Annotated in this window: 10 protein-coding genes and 3 tRNA genes; 5 read left to right on the forward strand and 8 right to left on the reverse strand. The window is 69.9% G+C overall.

All coding sequences use genetic code 11. From position 1 onward, the window contains the following. Positions 1 to 208 precede the first annotated feature (208 nt). The 5 genes from ACFV9G_RS11065 to ACFV9G_RS11085 form a co-directional block, all read right to left on the reverse strand. Positions 209 to 282: transfer RNA gene (locus tag ACFV9G_RS11065), tRNA-Asp, on the reverse strand. A 76-nt stretch (positions 283 to 358) separates the two neighbouring features. Next, positions 359 to 2,146, reverse strand: coding sequence for a hypothetical protein (locus tag ACFV9G_RS11070; protein WP_378727525.1), 1,788 nt, complete (start codon positions 2,144 to 2,146; stop codon positions 359 to 361). A 535-nt stretch (positions 2,147 to 2,681) separates the two neighbouring features. After that, positions 2,682 to 3,323 (reverse strand): response regulator, encoded by a 642-nt coding sequence (locus ACFV9G_RS11075; RefSeq protein WP_378727527.1) that lies wholly within the window; start codon positions 3,321 to 3,323, stop codon positions 2,682 to 2,684. Then, on the reverse strand, positions 3,320 to 4,465 hold the full coding sequence (gene macS / locus ACFV9G_RS11080; protein WP_378727529.1) for a MacS family sensor histidine kinase: 1,146 nt from the start codon (positions 4,463 to 4,465) through the stop codon (positions 3,320 to 3,322). The genes ACFV9G_RS11075 and macS overlap by 4 nt, the downstream gene beginning before the upstream one ends. A gap of 108 nt (positions 4,466 to 4,573) precedes the next feature. After that, positions 4,574 to 4,646 (reverse strand) — tRNA-Glu (locus ACFV9G_RS11085). 115 nt (positions 4,647 to 4,761) lie between these two features. Between ACFV9G_RS11085 and ACFV9G_RS11090 the strand changes: the two genes are divergently transcribed. From ACFV9G_RS11090 to ACFV9G_RS11100, 3 genes are all read left to right on the forward strand, one after another. Then, positions 4,762 to 4,835, forward strand: a tRNA-Phe gene (locus ACFV9G_RS11090). A 125-nt stretch (positions 4,836 to 4,960) separates the two neighbouring features. Further along, on the forward strand, positions 4,961 to 8,395 hold the full coding sequence (locus ACFV9G_RS11095; RefSeq protein ID WP_378727531.1) for an SCO7613 C-terminal domain-containing membrane protein: 3,435 nt from the start codon (positions 4,961 to 4,963) through the stop codon (positions 8,393 to 8,395). A 33-nt stretch (positions 8,396 to 8,428) separates the two neighbouring features. After that, on the forward strand, positions 8,429 to 9,772 hold the full coding sequence (locus tag ACFV9G_RS11100; RefSeq protein ID WP_378727533.1) for a hypothetical protein: 1,344 nt from the start codon (positions 8,429 to 8,431) through the stop codon (positions 9,770 to 9,772). 42 nt (positions 9,773 to 9,814) lie between these two features. On the opposite strand, the gene ACFV9G_RS11105 is transcribed toward ACFV9G_RS11100, so the two are convergent. After that, positions 9,815 to 10,015, reverse strand: coding sequence for a DUF3073 family protein (locus ACFV9G_RS11105; RefSeq protein WP_378727534.1), 201 nt, complete (start codon positions 10,013 to 10,015; stop codon positions 9,815 to 9,817). Between the two features lie 287 nt (positions 10,016 to 10,302). Between ACFV9G_RS11105 and ACFV9G_RS11110 the strand changes: the two genes are divergently transcribed. Next, entirely contained in the window at positions 10,303 to 12,450 is a 2,148-nt protein-coding gene (locus ACFV9G_RS11110; RefSeq protein ID WP_378727536.1) for a PhoX family protein, read from the forward strand. Between the two features lie 63 nt (positions 12,451 to 12,513). On the opposite strand, the gene purM is transcribed toward ACFV9G_RS11110, so the two are convergent. Both purM and purF read right to left on the reverse strand, forming a co-directional pair. Then, positions 12,514 to 13,587: a phosphoribosylformylglycinamidine cyclo-ligase gene (gene purM / locus ACFV9G_RS11115; protein WP_378727537.1), complete on the reverse strand. Its 1,074-nt coding sequence runs from the start codon at positions 13,585 to 13,587 to the stop codon at positions 12,514 to 12,516. A gap of 14 nt (positions 13,588 to 13,601) precedes the next feature. Further along, positions 13,602 to 15,119 carry an amidophosphoribosyltransferase gene (gene purF / locus ACFV9G_RS11120; RefSeq protein WP_378727539.1) on the reverse strand — a complete coding sequence of 506 codons (1,518 nt, stop codon included), beginning with the start codon at positions 15,117 to 15,119 and terminating at the stop codon, positions 13,602 to 13,604. A gap of 179 nt (positions 15,120 to 15,298) precedes the next feature. On the opposite strand from purF, the gene ACFV9G_RS11125 reads away from it, so the two are divergent. Continuing rightward, the gene (locus ACFV9G_RS11125) at positions 15,299 to 17,188 is read left to right on the forward strand and encodes an ATP-binding protein (RefSeq protein ID WP_378727540.1); all 1,890 of its coding nucleotides are present in this window, start codon (positions 15,299 to 15,301) and stop codon (positions 17,186 to 17,188) included. Positions 17,189 to 17,190 lie beyond the last annotated feature (2 nt).

The following is a 17,190-nucleotide window of genomic DNA, read 5'->3' on the forward strand; positions in this document are numbered from 1 at the left end:
CAGTTCGCACTCCATCGCACCGTGTTGGTCTCGACACGCCTCCGCCCAGCGGCTCCGGCGGCTCGACCAGCGGACGAACCCGAAACACTCTCCCCTGAGGGGCTAAGGGGGTGCGGGGGATATCCCCCGCCGCGGCCGAAGGCCGCAATGTAAATGACGAAGAGGACGTGGTCGCTTTCTGCGACACACGTCCTCTTTGATTCGTCCGCGACCCTGACGAGACTTGAACTCGCGACCTCCGCCGTGACAGGGCGGCGCGCTAACCAACTGCGCTACAGGGCCTTGTTGTTTCCGCTGTCTGCGGCAACGGGAAAAACATAGCCCATGGGTGCGGGGGATTCACAATCGGGGAGGCGTCCTACTCCTCGAAGGGCTCATCGCCCTTGGGTTCCTCGTCGGTGAGGCCTTCCACGAGCCGGTTCTTGACCATGTAGGCCATGGCGCGTTCGGCCGCGCGAGCCTTGCGCCGGAGGGCCTCGACACCGGGAGCCTTGTCGTCGCTGTAGGCCGCGAGCCGGGCGACCTCGCGCCCGGTCTGACGCTGGATCTCGGACATCGCGAGCCAGACCCCGAGGTCCTGCTCGAGGCCTTCACGGGAGCGCAGGATCGCGGCGGTGAGGAGCTGGATGACGGTGACCTCGACGTCCTCGGCGGTGGACGAGCTGGAGACGAGGGTGGCGGCAATCGTGCCGGCGCCGGTGGTGGTGATCGCACCCGCGGTGACGAGTCCGCCGACCATCCCGCCGGGGCCGAAGGCGGAGAGCGCGCCGATGATGGCCGCTCCCCCGGCGAGCCCGGCGGGGGTGGCGAGGGCGAGCCCGATCGGTCCGGCGACCAGCACGGCGGCGCCGATGCCGATGCCGACCCACAGCTTCCACTGGTCGACCGGGTAGACCGCCTTGGAGGCGGACTGCATCGCGATGTGGAGGTTCTCACCGAGCCCTCCCCCGAGCCCCATCCAGACCGTCAGGTCGTGGAAGGCCTGGCGGCGTACGTCGTCGGGGACGTCGATCTCATAGGGCCGCACCGGGTTGGCGGTCGCGAGCGCGACCAGGGCGAGGACGGCCTCCTCCTTGGAGAGCTGGGTCAGCGGCTTGGGCCGGGGCAGGTCACCGGGAGCATCGAGCGAGACGCGCAGGTCGAGGAGCTGTTGCGGGATGCGTACATCGTCGGTCTGGTAGTTCTCGATCAGCCGCTCCAGGACCTCGTGCTGGACGACGCGCAGGGCGGCACCGAAGCGCTCCTGGGTCGCTCCCTTGAGGTGGTCGCGGAGGAACTGGGCATAGGCGAGCCACAGCGCCAGCCGCACCTCGAGGGAGTTCAGGGATACGTCGGGGGTGCCCTCGACGACCGCGACCTCCTTGCTGAGGGAGCCGAACAGACCGCGCCCGATCGCGGTGGCGACCGGCTTGGAGCGGAGGTAGGTCGTGGTGCGGTGGTCGAGGCCGAGCCCGACCTGGAGGTCGAGGGCCCAGGGGAAGTGGCGCCAGATGCCGCGCAGGCCGGTCACCGCGTCCCCGTTGCTCCAGACGTTGACCCACCAGCCGACATGGTCCACGGGCGCCTTCATCTCCAGCCGGTCGGAGTCCTCGTGGAGGTTCGGGTGGGCGGCCGGGCTGCCGATCGTCACCAGGCCGGTGACCGTCAGCTTGGGCGGGAGCCGGCGGAGCAGGTCGATCGCGATGATCGAGCCGAGGCTGTGGCCGACGATGACGATCTCCCCCTCCTCGGGAAGCTCGTCGAGCACGATGCGCAGCGTCCGTGCCCGGATGCCGGGCTTGGTCACGTAGTTGTGCGCCTGGCGGAGCACCCGCAGCACGATCGGCGCGAACGAGTCGGTCACGCCGACCGGGGAGGCGGGCACGGGCTCGCCGAGGATCGTCTCGAGGTCGGCCGTCGCGCGCTCGACCCGGCGGCGTACGTCCCGCTGGTCGGCGGCGCTCAGCCTCGGCGTCGTGACCGGCGGGATCTTGATGGTCTTGTCACCGTCGTCGGTGCGCAGCACATCGGGGTACTTCGGGGCGATCACCTCGACGTCGTCGAGCCCCGGATAGCCGGCATCCTGCAGCGACTTGTCGAGCGCGCGGCGCCAGGCGTCGCGGGGGTCGCCGTTGCCGACGCCGTGAAGGTAGAGGAGCGAGACCACCTTTGGATTCTCTCTTATGGGTCTGTCGGGTGACGGTTTCTTCGGGCGGGCGTGGGCCGCCGACCCGTTTCTCGATTATTTCTCGACCTGCCCCGGAGTCAAGGACGGCCTGCGGCCGCCGGCATACGCCGGTCGCCTGGTGTCGGCTCCTCCGGAGGTAGCTGTTTCCGAGGCGAACGAAAGTTCGTTCACCCCACCACCGCACCAGGACCGCCCCCTCCGGCGAGGGGTGCCCGGGCCCGAACGAAAGTTCGTTCACCCCACCGGCCAGCCACCCGTCCCAAGCCCGTGCCCAACCAAGACCGTCGCGCCAAACCCCTGCCGCCGGCCCGATAACCAGCCAAATCTTTCTCGGCGACGGCCGGTGTCAAGGATCGCCGAAGGCGACCGGCGAAGCCGGCGGCCGCAGGCCGTCCTTTACTCCGGACGCCGCCGAGAACACCCTCCAAGCAAGGGTCGGCGGCAAGCAGTCCCCCAAAACACACCAACAAAACGCACCGTCAATGAAGGGCCCAAGGCGCCACCGAGCAGGACATCAGTCGGCGTCCAACCCCTGCTCGATGGCGTACCGAGTGAGCTCGACCCGGTTGTGCATCTGCAACTTACGCAGCGTGTTCTGCACGTGGTTCTGGACCGTGCGATGAGAGAGCACGAGCCGGTCGGCGATCTGGCGGTAGCTCAGACCCTTGGCGACGAGCTTGAGGATCTCGGTCTCGCGGTCGGTGAGCGTGGGCTTGTCGCCACGCACCTCGGTGGCGGCGCTGTGCTGGAACTCGCCCAGGACGAGACCGGCGAGGCCGGGGGTGAAGACCGGGTCGCCCGCTGCGACACGGCGTACGGCGTCCAGGAGCTCGTCGCGGGAGGCGGACTTGACCAGGTAGCCGGTCGCGCCGGCCTTGACCGCCGCGAGCACGTCGTTCTGCTCGCCGGAGGCGGAGAGGATGAGGACCTTGGCCATCGGGTGCAGCGAGATGATCTCGGTGGTGACCTGGACACCGTCGGGCTCGGGGATCTGCAGGTCGAGCACGACCACCTCCGGCCGGGTCGCGGCGAACCGGGTGATCGCCTCACGGCCGGTGCTGGCGGTGGCCACGACCTCGAACCCCGCACCGGTCAGGTCGCGCTCGACCGCGTCGCGCCACATCGGGTGGTCGTCGACGACCATCACTCTGCTCATGCATCCACTCCTGTTCGGGGGACCGTGAGCTCCCACTCGGTCCCGGTTGCTCCGGTGATCAGTTCCGCCTGGCCGCCGAGGTCCTCGATCCGGCCACGGATCGACTCGCTGATGCCGAGCCTGCCCTGCGCCCCCGCCTCGACGACCCTGCCCTCCGCGATGCCCGGGCCGTCGTCACGCACTGAGACCTCGACGTGGTCGGGGAATGCCTGCAGGAGCACCCAGGCACGGGCGTCCTCACCGACGTGACGGCGTACGTTGTCCAGGGCTGCGCGGGTCGCGGCGACGATCTCCTCGGCCTGGTGGGCGGGCATCTCGACGGCGGTCGCGGGTCCGGACACGGTCACGGTGCCGGTCTCGAGCTCGGCCAGAGCTGCGGCGAGGTCCCCCATCCCGGCGGCCGGACCCCGGCCGGGCTGCTCGCCACGGATCAGCGCACGCAGCTCCCGCTCCTGCTCCCCCGCCAGCCTGCCGAGCTCGGCGGCGTCACCACCCAGCTCACCGCCGCGGCGCTGGACCAGGGCGAGGACCTGGAGCACCCCGTCGTGGACCGCCCGGGCGAGCCGGGCCCGCTCCTCGGCCCGCGCGGCCGCACGCTCGGCCTCGTCCCGCTCCAACGCCATCCGCTGCACCGACTCGCACATGTAGCCGACCACCGGACCCCCGATGAGCAGCAGGAACGCATTGCCGTAGATCGACTGGTCGATCTCCTGACGCAGCCCGAGGTCGACCGCCGCCAGCGCGACACCGGCCAGCAGCCCGCCGATCCAGCGGTAGTGGATCGCGCAAGCGAGCAGCGCGCCGCTCACCCAGAACCCCGGCACGCTCGCCTGGAATCCCGGCCCCTTCACCAGCGGGGTCACGAGCAGAAGTCCGAGCGCGATCGCCAGGTCCGCACCGACGAGAACCGCTGTGCGGCGGTGTGGGTCGGCGTACGCCCAGAGGGCGAAGACGGTCCACCCCACCATGACGAGCGCGCAGACCAGCGCGGCCGCGGGCGGGTCGAAGTTGGCGGCGCGGTAGACGGTCAGCCCGAGCGCGTTGATGAGCACGACCACGCGCAACACCGCCAGCGCCCGGAAGAGCCGGCTCTCGACCTCGATCGCCGCTGGCGACGTCCACGCACTCACGCTGGCAGTCATGCTGGGAAGTGTCGCATCCACGCGACCCGGTGCGTCCTGGATATGAGTATCCGTGCGGATGCCGGCCGGGCGCTCGCGCGGCGAGACTCGGGACATGGAAAGACTGTGTACCCCCTACCGGATTCGAACCGGCGCTACCGCCGTGAAAGGGCGGGGTCCTGGGCCGCTAGACGAAGGGGGCCTGCCGGGACATCCTAGAGGTCTGCGTCCGAGGCCGCCAAAGCGAGGCCGTACGTCCGGTTTCGGGTCCCGATTCGGAACGTCGCGGGCGCTTCCGGTAATGTTTCATCTCGCTTGGGCAGGTAGCTCAGTTGGTACGAGCGATCGCCTGAAAAGTGATAGGTCGGCGGTTCGACCCCGCCCCTGCCCACAAGCAACAACCGGCTTCGACCTGCAGTTATGGGTCGAAGCCGGTTGTCATTCCGGATCAAGTCTCAGCGCACACCCTGCGTTTCCCGCACGCGCATCGGCGGAACTACGCAAGGATGGCTGGCTGTGAAGTACGCCGATCCTGGTCGCTGCCCCGACTGCCGGGAGGCCTTCGAGCCCGGCACCAGCCCCTGCCCGCACTGTGGGCTACCGCTGGAGAACGCCGTCGCACAAGAGCTCTACGGCACCCTGCTGCGGGCCGACGTACTCATGACCCGGTTGCGCTCGATCCGAGAGGAGGCGAGCCGAGCCGCGCGACGGACCCCGCCGCCCGCTCCGGTGCCGGTCTCCGCGCCTCCCTCGGCGCCGCCGCAGATCCAGCCCGAGCCCGAGGCCACACCCCTCCCGGCGCCGCCCCCGGCCCCTGCCGCGACCGCCATGGCCGGACCGGCGCCGTTCCCCGGCGCTCCGGTCGCCCGGCGGGCACCGATCACGGTGCCGCTGATCCTGGTCGGCGTCGGCGTGCTCTTCCTGCTGGTCGCGGGCGTCATCTTCCTCGCGGTCGCCTGGGCCACGATGGGCGTCGGCGGCCGCACCACGATGCTGGTCGTCTTCACCGCCCTCTTCACCATCGGCGGCGCGCTGCTGATGCATCTCGAGCTGCGCGCCGGCACCGAAGGAGTCTGGACGCTCGCGCTGGGCCTGCTCGCCCTGGACGTAGCCGGGATGAAGTACGCCGGTTGGCTCGACGGAGTCGCCTGGGACCGTGGATTCCTGGTCATCGTCGGCGTGGTCGTCTTCCTGGCCGGCACCGCGATGTCCCTGATCGGCGCGCGCAGCGAGAAGCTCACCGCGGTGATCGGGCCACAGGTGGCGGCCGCCGCCGGCGTACTCACCGCCCTGATCGGTCTCGAGCTCATCTCCGACCTGATCTGGTTCCCGCTGGTCGCAGCGGTCATCGCTCTCGTCGTGGTGATCGTGGCGAGCAAGACCGACCTGCAGGCGCTGACCATCGGCTCGATGGTCGTGATGGCCGGCTTCTGGCTGATGCTGCTCGTCCGCGGCCTGACCGATCCCGCGCTGACCGGTTCAGAGCTGCTGACAGGCGGCACCCTGCCGCTGCTGCTCGGCGCCGCCGCGGTGCTGACGGTCGTGGCGCTGCTGTTCCCGCTGCCCAAGGACGCCAAGGTCGCGATGGTCGGGGTGTCTCTCCTGATCGCCGCCTACACCTTCACCCAGCCCGCTCTCGATGACGGCGCGGTCACCCTGACGGTCGTGGCCGTGGTGGTCACCCTGGTCGCCGCCGGCGCACTCGTCGCGCTCCCCCGGCCTTGGCGCTGGGCCGCCGCCGCGTTGACGCCGTACGCCGTGGGCCTGGGCATCACCGTCCTCGTCCTGGCGGTCTCTGCCGCCGTCCGGCTCGCCGCCGTGCCCTGGACCGAGTCCGCGTTCTCCCCGGTCACCGGTCCGGAGCCGTTGCTGCCGGGCTGGCTGACGCTGCCGGCGATGCTCCCGATCCTCGCCCTCGGCACCGCCTGGCTCTTCCGGTTCAACCCGCCCGCGTTCCGCACCTACCGGCCCACGGTCGGCTGGATCACCTTCTCCGGCGGTCTCTCCGGGCTCGCGATCACGGCCGCCTGCTACAGCGCCCCGCTGCTGATCCCGGCGCTGCTGCTGCTCGGCGTCGCCGTCGCGCTCGCCTGGTGGGCGGAGCGGTGGCCGCGGCTGCTCGCCGCGGGCATCTTCGGGCTGGTCGCGCTCGCCGCGGCCCTGCCCAGCGACCTGCTCACCGTGGTCGTCGCACTCGCCCTGGCGGCGGTGGCCGCGTACGCGGGTCAGGGTCTGCTCGGCGCCGATCGTGAGGTCACCGCCAGCTACTCGGTCGTGACGCTCGCCCTCGGCCTGTGGTCGCTCGCCCCGCTGATCGACGCGGAGCGGCAGTGGGCCGCGTGCGTGATCGTCACGGTCCTCGGACTGATCACGCTCTTCCGCTTCCGGGGGTCGGGCTGGTGGGCGGCCGTGGCCTGCGCCGCGATCTCGATCGGGATCGGCGCGGTCGACGTCACCTGGGCGGCGGTCCTGCTGACCATCGCCACCATCCTCGCCGCGGCCATCGGCCTGCACCACCGCCAGCCTCCCGCGCTGGCCGTGGCAGGCACCGTCGGCCTCGGCGCGGCCACGGCCGCGGTGCTCTCCGGCGACGTGCTCGCGCTGTCCGTGACCCTCATCCTCACCGCCCTCGGCCTCATCGTCGACCGCGTCCAGTCCGGCACGACCCGGGAGGTCGCGACCGCCTACTGGATCCTCGCGCTGACCGCTGCCGTGTGGCAGGCGGCCCGGCTGGCCGACATCGAGCGTCCCTACACCGCGGTGGTGGTCGTCGTGGCGATGGGCGTCATCGTGCTCGTACGCCGCAGCCCCGCGATCGAGGCAGCGGCCGCCGCCGGCGCCGCGGTGTCGATCGGGTTGGGCGCCTTCGGTGAGTCCTGGACGCTCGACACCGACTGGCTGGCGATCCTGCTGCTGATCGCCGGCGTCATGTGCATCGCGACGATCCTGCGTCACGATCCGCAGCAGTCCGGGCCACGGCTCACGGTCGCCGGTCTGCTCGGCCTCGGATCGCTCGGTGCCGCCTTCACCAACGAGCTGCTGGCGCTGGTGGTGGCCGGAGTGCTCACCGTCGCGGCGGTCGCCGTGGACCGGCTCACCCAGGAGCTGCAGACCAAGGCCGTCACCGCTCCCTACTGGATCGTCACGCTGACCGCGTTCTGCTGGATGTTCGCCAACCTCAACGACATCCCCCAGCCGTACGCCGCTGCCGGGATCATCGTCATCCTGGCCGTCGTCACCATCTTCCGGCTGCTGCCCTCGGCCGAGATCACCGCCGCGGTCGCCGCGGTCGTCACGATCGTCGTCGGCACGGTCAGCCTCGGCCCCGAGATCGTCCTGACCCCGGACGGGCCGACCGCGGTCGGTTCCCGCGGGGTCGATCTCCCCTGGCTGAGCACCCTGCTGATCCTCGCCGCCGCCGCCGTCTCCGCGCACGCGATCGCCCACCACGAGCGTCGCTGGCTGGGGTGGGTCGGCGCCGGCCTTGCCACCATCGCGCTGTGGATCCGGCTGGCCGACACCTCGGTCACGACCTGGGAGTACTACACCCTGCCGCCCGCGATCGCGCTGGTCGTCTTCGGCGTGGTCAAGCTCCGCCTCGACCGGGAGGTCGCCTCGCTGCCGGTGCTCGGGCCGGGCGTCTTCCTCGCGCTCATCCCGTCCGTACCGGCGGCCCTCGAGGACCCGGTCTCGATGCGGACCGCGGTGCTCGGCCTCGCCTGCCTGGCCTTCATCATCGGCGGCGCCTTGCTGCGCTGGGCGGCACCCCTGGTCGGTGGCGCCGTGGTCGCCTCCGTCCTGGCCCTGGCCCAGATGCCGTCGGCGCAGACGCTCCAGCAGTGGTGGGTGCTCGGTGCGGCCGGACTCCTGCTGCTCTTCCTCGGCATCACCTGGGAGGCGCGGCTCCACGACCTGCGCCGGGCCACTGCCTATGTCCGGGGGCTGCGTTAGGCCTGTCCCCAAGCGCCCGGAAGACTGGAGCCGATGTTCCCCGAATTCAAGGTCGTACGTCGCCAGCGCCCCGTCACGATCACGGTCGAGTCCAGCACCTTCTCCCGGCCCGCGGCCAACGCCGCGATCGAGGCTGTCTGTGACGGCCCGGTATCGCTCAGCTTCACCTCGGGTGGGGATGTGCTCACCGGTGTCTACGACGGGCGGCGAGTAAAGCTGTCGGTGGCGACGGGGTCACGGCGTACGTCTCACGTGAGCCGGCGCCACGGCCGGGTCGGTCGCGGGGTGGCCCGGTTCGCGCTGACGCTGACCGGGACGATGCTGACCGCGATGGCCTACAAGGACGACGGCTGGGTGGCCAGAGCGCAGGTCGACCTCACCGAGGTCGGGATCGAGCCGCGGAAGGAGTCGTGGCTCGCCGGCCTGACCGCAGGCCACGAGGGCTCGGCCGGGGAGGTACGCAGCGGCGCCTTCGGGCAGCTCGGCCTGCGCGACATCCGGGTGGTGACGTACGCCGACGGCTCGCCGTTCCACGAGGATGACGGCACCCTGCTGCTCACCGCCACCAGCGCCGGGCCGGGCTTCTTCCCGACGGCGCACACCTCGGTGTGGGCGCTGGACCCGGTGACGTACGACCTCGTCCACCGCGGGGCGCTCTACTTCCGCAGGGACGACCTGGTCTACGGCGACCACGCGACCCACCTCGTGCGCGACGGCGACGAGTGGCTGGTCGCGACGAGCACCTGGGGAGGTTTCAAGGCCCCGGACAAGACCGACCCCAGCAAGCCCTGGAGCCCGGTCGGGGTCACGATCGCACACTCACGCGCCGACCTGACCCGAGGCGAGCACGTCCTCGACTCGACCCCGCTCGTCCTGCCGACCGAGAGCCCCGAGAGCGCCGAGAGCCGGCACAGCAGGTCGGTCGGGGTCTGGGACCCCCACCTCCTACGCCGCGACGGCGAGTGGCTGGTCGGCTACGTCAGCGCCAAGAAGTACTTCGACTTCCATCCCGTGCTCGCCGGCGGGCCGAGCCTGGACACGCTCAGCCTGCGGGCAGCGCGAACCGACCGGACGGCCACCGAGGGCACCACGCTCGTACCGCTGGGCGGCACGGTCGTCGTCGGCGCCAGCGACGGACGCGACAACCCACGTCACGTCCGTGCTCGCTACCCGATCTTCGACCTCGACCTCAATGAGGTCGCAGAGCTCCGCTCGGCGTACGTCTCGAACCTTCCGTGGCCCACGCTGATCCCGGTGGGGGACGACGAGTGGTTGCACGTCGCCTTCGACGGCACGCCCTACGGCGGCCGGCTACCTGGCTACGGCACTCACGGGGAGGTTGTCCTGAGCCGATCGACCCGGGGCCGATCAGTCTGAGGGGATGTCGACCAAGGCGTTGCCACCGTTGGTCGACAAACCCTAGTCGCGCGAGGATCCCGCGTCGTAGTCCGACCAGTCGTCGTAGTCGTCCGGCTTCTGATCGGACTTCTCCGTCGTCTGACCGGTGTCTTCATCACCATGAAGTTCGCGCGCAAGGGCCCCGAAGTCCGTCTCATAGGTCCGGTACTTCAGGTCGCGTGCGACCTTCGTCTGCTTGGCTTTCGCTCGGCCGCGCCCCATAGGGTCCAGCCCCCTCGTCGCACTTGGCCGGGATAGTCCCGGGCTGTTCACAGGTTTCTCGTAGGGATAACGCTACCGGTTCATGCCAAGAATCCGCACGCCGGGGTGTCGAAAATCCGTTCGCTAGCAGCGAATGTTACTGACGTCACACGAATCTGAGCCTGACGACTCGTCATTCGCCGTTCACCCGGACGACAGATTGAGGGGTCGGACGGTTGTCTCGCCGCGCATAGCCTCCCTTCCGATTCTCGGGAGACCTGACACCACGCGTCTTGAACGGAACTGCAGTGACCGAACTGAGCGACATCCAGACCGACACCGCCTGCCCCTCGTGCAGCGACGAAGGTGCCCCCGCCGTGACGAACGGCCGCCGCACCATGTTGTCGCTGCTGCCCATGAGCGGCCACACGCGCGGCAAGCGCAGCGCCGTGACCTGCGCCCTCAAGTGCGACAGCGCGTGTGCCAAGCCCGTGCCCAACACCTCCGACAACGAGTACTTCCGCGACATCGCGGGTTCGGTGTTCAGCCGCCGCAAGATGCTGGGGTTCGCGGGCATCAGCGCGGGCGCGATCGCCCTGGGCGCCACCTCACCCGCCGCCGCGGCCGCTGTGACCGGTCCGGTCGCCTCGGGCGGCATCCAGGCCGGCCGCGGCAGCGGTCGCCCCGGCAACCTGCCCTTCGCGCCGATCTCGCCGGTCGACGCCACGGTCGACGAGCTGGTCGTGCCGCGCGGCTACACCTGGGAGCCGATCCTGCGCTGGGGCGACCCGATCCTGGCCGGTGGTGAGCCCTTCGACGCCTCCGCGCAGACCGCCGCGAAGCAGGAGCTCGCCTTCGGCTACAACTCGGACTACCTCGACATCATCGTGACCAACAGCGCCGGCACCAAGGCGCTGCTCTGCAACAACCACGAGTACGTCAACGCCGGCATCATGTTCCCGCCGGACATCGACCCGACCGAGGCCGTGAAGATCGCCATGGCCGCTCACGGCTTCTCGATCGTGGAGCTGGAGCGCTCCCGCAAGGGCAAGAAGTGGACGTACGTCCAGGGTGCCCCCAAGAACCGCCGGATCACCGCCACCACGACCTTCAAAGCGACCGGCCCGGCCGCCGGCTCCGACCTGCTCAAGACGGTCGACGACCCGACCGGCACGACGATCTCCGGCATGGTCGGCAACTGCTCCGGCGGCACCACCCCGTGGGGCACGATCCTCACCGGCGAGGAGAACTTCAACGGCTACTTCCTGGCCGCCGGGACCAGCGCGAGCGACAAGCGCTACGGCCTCGCGAGCGGGACGAAGACGACGTACGGCTTCGAGACCGTCGAGGCCCGCTGGGACGCCCGCAAGCCGGGCTACGAGAACGAGCCGAACCGGTTCGGCTACATCGTGGAGATCGACCCCACCGACCCGACCTCGACGCCGCGCAAGCACACCAACCTCGGTCGCTTCAAGCACGAGGGCGCCAACGTCACCATCTCCAAGTCCGGCCACGCCGTCGCCTACATGGGCGACGACGAGCGGTTCGACTACCTCTACAAGTTCGTCTCCAAGGGCACGTACAACCCGCGCAACCGCGCCGCGAACCTCGACCTGCTCACCGAGGGCGACCTCTACGTCGCGCGCCTCTTCGGCGACTCGGCCCCGGCCGAGATCGACGGCTCGGGCACGTTGCCGGCCGACGGCAAGTTCGACGGCTACGGCCAGTGGGTGCCGCTGGTCCTGAACGGCGCGAGCCGCGTCCCGGGCATGACGGTGGCCGACGTGCTCGTCTACACCCGCCTGGCCGCCGACCAGGTCAACGCGACCAAGATGGACCGTTGCGAGGACGTGGAGCCGTCACCGAAGACCGGCAAGGTGTACGTCGCGTGCACCAACAACACCGACCGCGGCAAGGTGGGCAAGGAGTCGGCCACCGAGCCCAACCCGCGCAACACCAACCGTGACGGCCACATCGTCGAGATCACCGAGGCCCGCAACGACGCGGCCGCGGGCACCTTCACGTGGTCGCTGCTCCTCGTCGCCGGCGACCCGGCGACCAACAAGTCGACCTACTTCGCCGGCTACCCGGTCGACAAGGTCTCGCCGATCTCCTGCCCCGACAACGTCGCCTTCGACTCCGAGGGCAACCTGTGGATCTCCACGGACGGCGCACCGAGCACGATCCAGAAGTGCGACGGGCTGTTCAAGGTCCCGCTGGAGGGACGCGAGCGCGGCCACGTCCAGCAGTTCCTGTCGGTCCCGCGCGAGAGCGAGACCTGTGGTCCGGTCATCCACGACAAGGACGGCTCGGTCTTCGTCGCCGTCCAGCACCCTGGTGAGGACGGCTCCTGGGCCGACCAGCACTCGCTGTTCCCGGACTACGTGGACGGCACCGCCGCCGTCGGTGAGTTCGCGGGTCCGCGGCCGTCAGTGGTGCAGGTCTTCAAGAAGTAGCGCCGAGAGACGCCGAAGGGCGCCGGAGCATCCGCTCCGGCGCCCTTCGTCCGTCGTGAAGCCTCAGGCGGTCCAGCCGGCGTAGGAGCCGGTGAGCTCGACCTTGCCACCCGGGGTGTCGGTGACCTCACCGGCGGCCCAGGCGCGGATGTCGTAGCCGGCCAGGATGCGTACGGCCTCGTCGACGTCCTCGGGGTCGATCAGCGCGACCATGCCGACGCCACAGTTGAGGGTCATCTCCAGGTCCTCCAGCGCCACGGAGCCGGTGCGGCGGACGAGGTCGAAGACGGGTGCCGGAGTCCAGGTGGTGCGGTCGATGCGCGCGGAGAGCTCCGCGGGCATGACCCGCTCCAGGTTGGCGGCGAGGCCGCCACCGGTGACGTGGGACATCGCGTGGGTCTTCGTCCCACGGGCCAGCTCCAGGCAGGCCTTGGCGTAGACACGGGTCGGGGTGAGCAGCTCCTCGCCCAGGGTCCTGCCGAACTCGGCGATCTGCGCGTCGAGCGTGTAGGCGCCGGAGTTGAGCAGCACGTGGCGGACCAGCGAGAAGCCGTTGGAGTGCAGGCCAGATGCCTCCATGGCGAGGACGACGTCGCCCGCCTTCACCAGGTTCGCACCGAGCAGGTTGTCGGCCTCGACGACGCCCGTGGCCGCGCCGGCCACGTCGTACTCGTCGGCGGCCAGCAGACCCGGATGCTCGGCGGTCTCGCCACCGACCAGCGCGCAGCCGGCCTCGACACAGGCCTCGGCGATGCCCTTGACGATCGCCGCAACCCGCTCCGGGATGACCTTCCCGGTGGCGATGTAGTCGGTCATGAACAGCGGCTCGGCGCCACAGACGACCAGGTCATCGACGACCATGCCGACCAGGTCGAACCCGATCGTGTCGTGCTTGTCCAGCGCCTGCGCGATCGCGACCTTGGTGCCGACACCGTCGGTCGAGGTGGCCAGCAGCGGACGCTCGTACGCCTTCAGGGCGCTGGCGTCGAAGAGACCGGCGAAGCCGCCGACGCCGCCGAGCACCTCGGGGCGCCGGGACTTCTCGATCCAGACCTTCATCAGATCCACGGCGCGGTCGCCGGCGTGGATGTCGACACCTGCTGCGGCGTACGCGTTGGTCGGCTCGGTCTGGCTCACTGGTGGATCTCCGATCACGGGTTGTTCAGGACCGGCAGGGCCTTGCCCTCGGTCGGGGACTGCAGCGAGACCTCGAGGAGGTGCTTGCCGAGCATGCTCTCGTCGGGTAGCTCTACGGGGTATTCGCCGGTGAAGCAGGCCGTGCACAGCGCGGTGCGCTCCTGGCGGGTCGCCGAGATCATCCCGTCGAGGGAGATGTAGCCGAGCGAATCGGCACCGACCGAGGCGGCGATCTCGTCGACGGAGAGACCGTTGGCGATCAGCTCGGCGCGGGTGGCGAAGTCGATGCCGTAGAAGCACGGCCACTTGACCGGCGGCGAGGAGATCCGCACGTGGACCTCGAGGGCGCCGGCCTCACGCAGCATCCGCACCTGGGCGCGCTGGGTGTTGCCGCGCACGATCGAGTCGTCGACGACGACGACCTTCTTGCCGCGCACCATGTGCTCGAGCACGTTCAGCTTGAGCCGGATGCCGAGCTGGCGCAGGGTCTGGGAGGGCTGGATGAAGGTCCGGCCCACGTAGCCGTTCTTCACGAACGCCTGACCGAAGGGCAGGCCGCTCTCCAGCGCGTAGCCGGTCGCGGCGGGGATGCCGGACTCGGGCACCGGGATGACCAGGTCGGCGTCGACCGGGAACTCGCGGGCCAGCTCACGGCCCATCTCGACGCGGGACTCGTGGACGTTGCGCCCGGCGATGTTGGCGTCGGGGCGGGCGAGGTAGACGTATTCGAAGACGCAGCCCTTGCGGTCGGTCTCGGCGAACCGCACCGAGCGCAGGCCGGACTCGTCGATGATGATCATCTCGCCGGGCTCGACCTCACGGACGACGGAGGCACCGACGGTGGCCAGCGCGGCGTCCTCCGACGCGATCACCCAGCCGCGGTCGAGACGGCCGAGCACCAGCGGGCGGATGCCCTGCGGGTCACGCGCGGCGAACAAGGTGTCCTCGTTCATCCACACCAGCGAGAAGGCGCCGCGGATCGTCGGCAGCACCTCCAGCGCGCGCGCCTCCAGGGAGGAGTCGGGGTGGTAGGCGAGCAGCTCGGTGAGCAGCGAGGTGTCGTTGGTCGACACCGGGGCGTGGCGGCCCTCGGAGTGCTCGGGCAGCGCCTCGACGGCCGAGCGCATCTCGGAGACGTTGATCAGGTTGCCGTTGTGACCGAGGGCGACGGAGCCGTCCGGCGTCGGCTTGAAGATCGGCTGCGCGTTCTCCCACACCGAGGCACCGGTGGTGGAGTAGCGGGCGTGACCGATGGCCACGTGGCCCTTGAGCGACTCGAGGGTCGGCTCGTCGAAGACCTGGCTGACCAGGCCCATGTCCTTGTAGACCAGGATCTGGCGCCCGTTGCTGACCGCGATGCCCGCCGACTCCTGGCCACGGTGCTGCAGCGCGTACAGGCCGAAGTACGTCAGCTTCGCGACGTCCTCGCCCGGCGCCCACACACCGAAGACCCCGCAGTGGTCCTGAGGACCCTGGTCGTGGGGGTCGAGGGCGGCGGTGAGCCGGCCGTCGCCACCCTTGCGTCGGGACACGTGCCTACCTGAGCTGGTGAGGTTGACCACGGCACCGAGTGTAAGGCCGTACGCAGGCGATCAGCGAACCCTTGACAGTCCTGTAAGGGTGGTCACATGAACGTCTCGGAATCATGAATGTAAAGAACGATCCACGTCTGCCCTACCGCCCGGGACCGACTTCCCGGATAATCGATCCGATGACTTCTTCAGCGCCCAAGCCCGCCGGCGGTCACCGACTGACGGTGCCGCCGGGATTCGCCCCACCACCGTTGGGCGGGAAACGCGCCAGAAGCGACCTCACCACGACGATGACCACCATCACGACCGATCTGGCCGAGATCGGTGGTCTGCTCACCCCCGGCGAGGATCTCTCCGACCTCCAGCTGATCGCCGACAGCCTGACCGCACTGGCGGGCTTCGAGATGGCCACGATCAGCGTCGCGCGCGCCGACGGCCACCTCCACATGGTGGTGGTCTCGGGCCAGGAGTCCGCCCGCGCCGACCTGCTCGGCACCGTCACCCCCATCGAGCGGCTCGAGGCCGAGCTCGCCCGGGCCGACGACTGGGGCATCTTCAAGTTCGTGCCGGCGGAGCGGTTGGACCCGAACGCCGACGTGTACGGCTGGATCCCGACGATGACCACGATCGACGCCGCGGGCGCCTGGAACCCGCTCGACCTGCTGGTCGCGCCACTGCGCGACGACGCCGGCAAGCTTCGCGGCACCCTGATCGTCGACGTCCCGACCGACGGCCTCCGCCCCAACCCGGAGAAGCGCGCCGTGCTCGGCCGCCACGCGGTGCAGGCGCAGCGCGCCATCCTGCTCGCCCTGGAGCGTGAGGAGCTCTCCGAACAGGTACGCCTCGCCGAGGCCGCCCGCGACGTGATCCGCCGCGCCGGGCGCGAACTGGACCCCGACGAGATCCTCAACTCGCTGAGCACGGGTCTGGTCGACGTGCTCGACCTGACCGACTTCTGGCTGCACATGTCCAAGCCGGGCGGCCGGGGCATCCGCACCAAGATCTACCGGGAGGACTTCAAGCTCCCGATCGACGACCTGACCAGCCAGTTCATGGTCGACTACGGGCAATACCTCTGGGACCAGCGCAGCATCACCGTGCAGACCCCCGACGGCGCCGAGCGGCTCCCCCACCCCGACCCGGAGCGGCAGCAGCTGATCACCGAGTGGATCCGTCACTACAAGGTCGGCTCGATCGTCGGGGTCCCGATCGGCTCCGGCCAGACCTGGTACGGCGCGATGCTCCTCGGCCGCGGTCCCGACAAGCCCCACTGGAGCGAGCTCGAGCTGATCACCGCCGCCGACCTCGGCCGCGACTTCGGCCGCGTGGTCCACAACTCCAGGGCCTACCTGCGCCAGAAGGCGGCGGTCGACTCCCTGCGCGAGCTCGAGGCCCACAAGAGCCGGCTGATCGCGACGGTCGCCCACGAGCTGAAGAACCCGCTCTCCGCGTTCCGGTGGAACATCGAGTCGCTGCCCTACGCGGAGTCCGAGGACGAGTACGCCGAGGTGCTGACCGCGCTCACCCGCAACCGTGACCGCACCGAGAAGATCGTGGCCGACCTGGCGATGCTGTCGAAGGTCTCCGACCCCGACCACCTGCCGACCACGGTGCCGATCCAGGTCGCGCCCGTGCTCGAGGAGGTCCACAGCCAGCTCAGCGCCGAGATGCCCACCAGCGACGCCCACGAGCTCGTCTTCGAGATGCCGTCCGACGACGTCTACGTGACCCTCGCGCCGGGCGATCTGGACCGGGTGGTGATCAACCTGGTCACCAACGCGATCAAATACAGCCCCGAAGGCGGTCAGGTCATCGTGAGCACCCGCACCAGCCCCGGCTGGTTCGAGCTCCGGGTGACCGACCACGGCCTCGGGATCTCACCGGAGGACCAGGATCGGCTCTTCACCGAGTTCTTCCGTTCGACCAACCCCACAGCACTCAAACAGCCAGGCACCGGTCTCGGACTGACGATCGTGTCTCGAATCGTCAGTCGGCGCGGCGGACTGATATCCGTCGACTCGACCCCTGGCGTGGGAAGCACATTCCGTGTGACGCTGCCCATTGTTTAACC

It is taken from the genome of Nocardioides sp. NPDC059952 (genome assembly GCF_042730435.1).
Taxonomy (GTDB): Bacteria; Actinomycetota; Actinomycetes; order Propionibacteriales; family Nocardioidaceae; genus Nocardioides.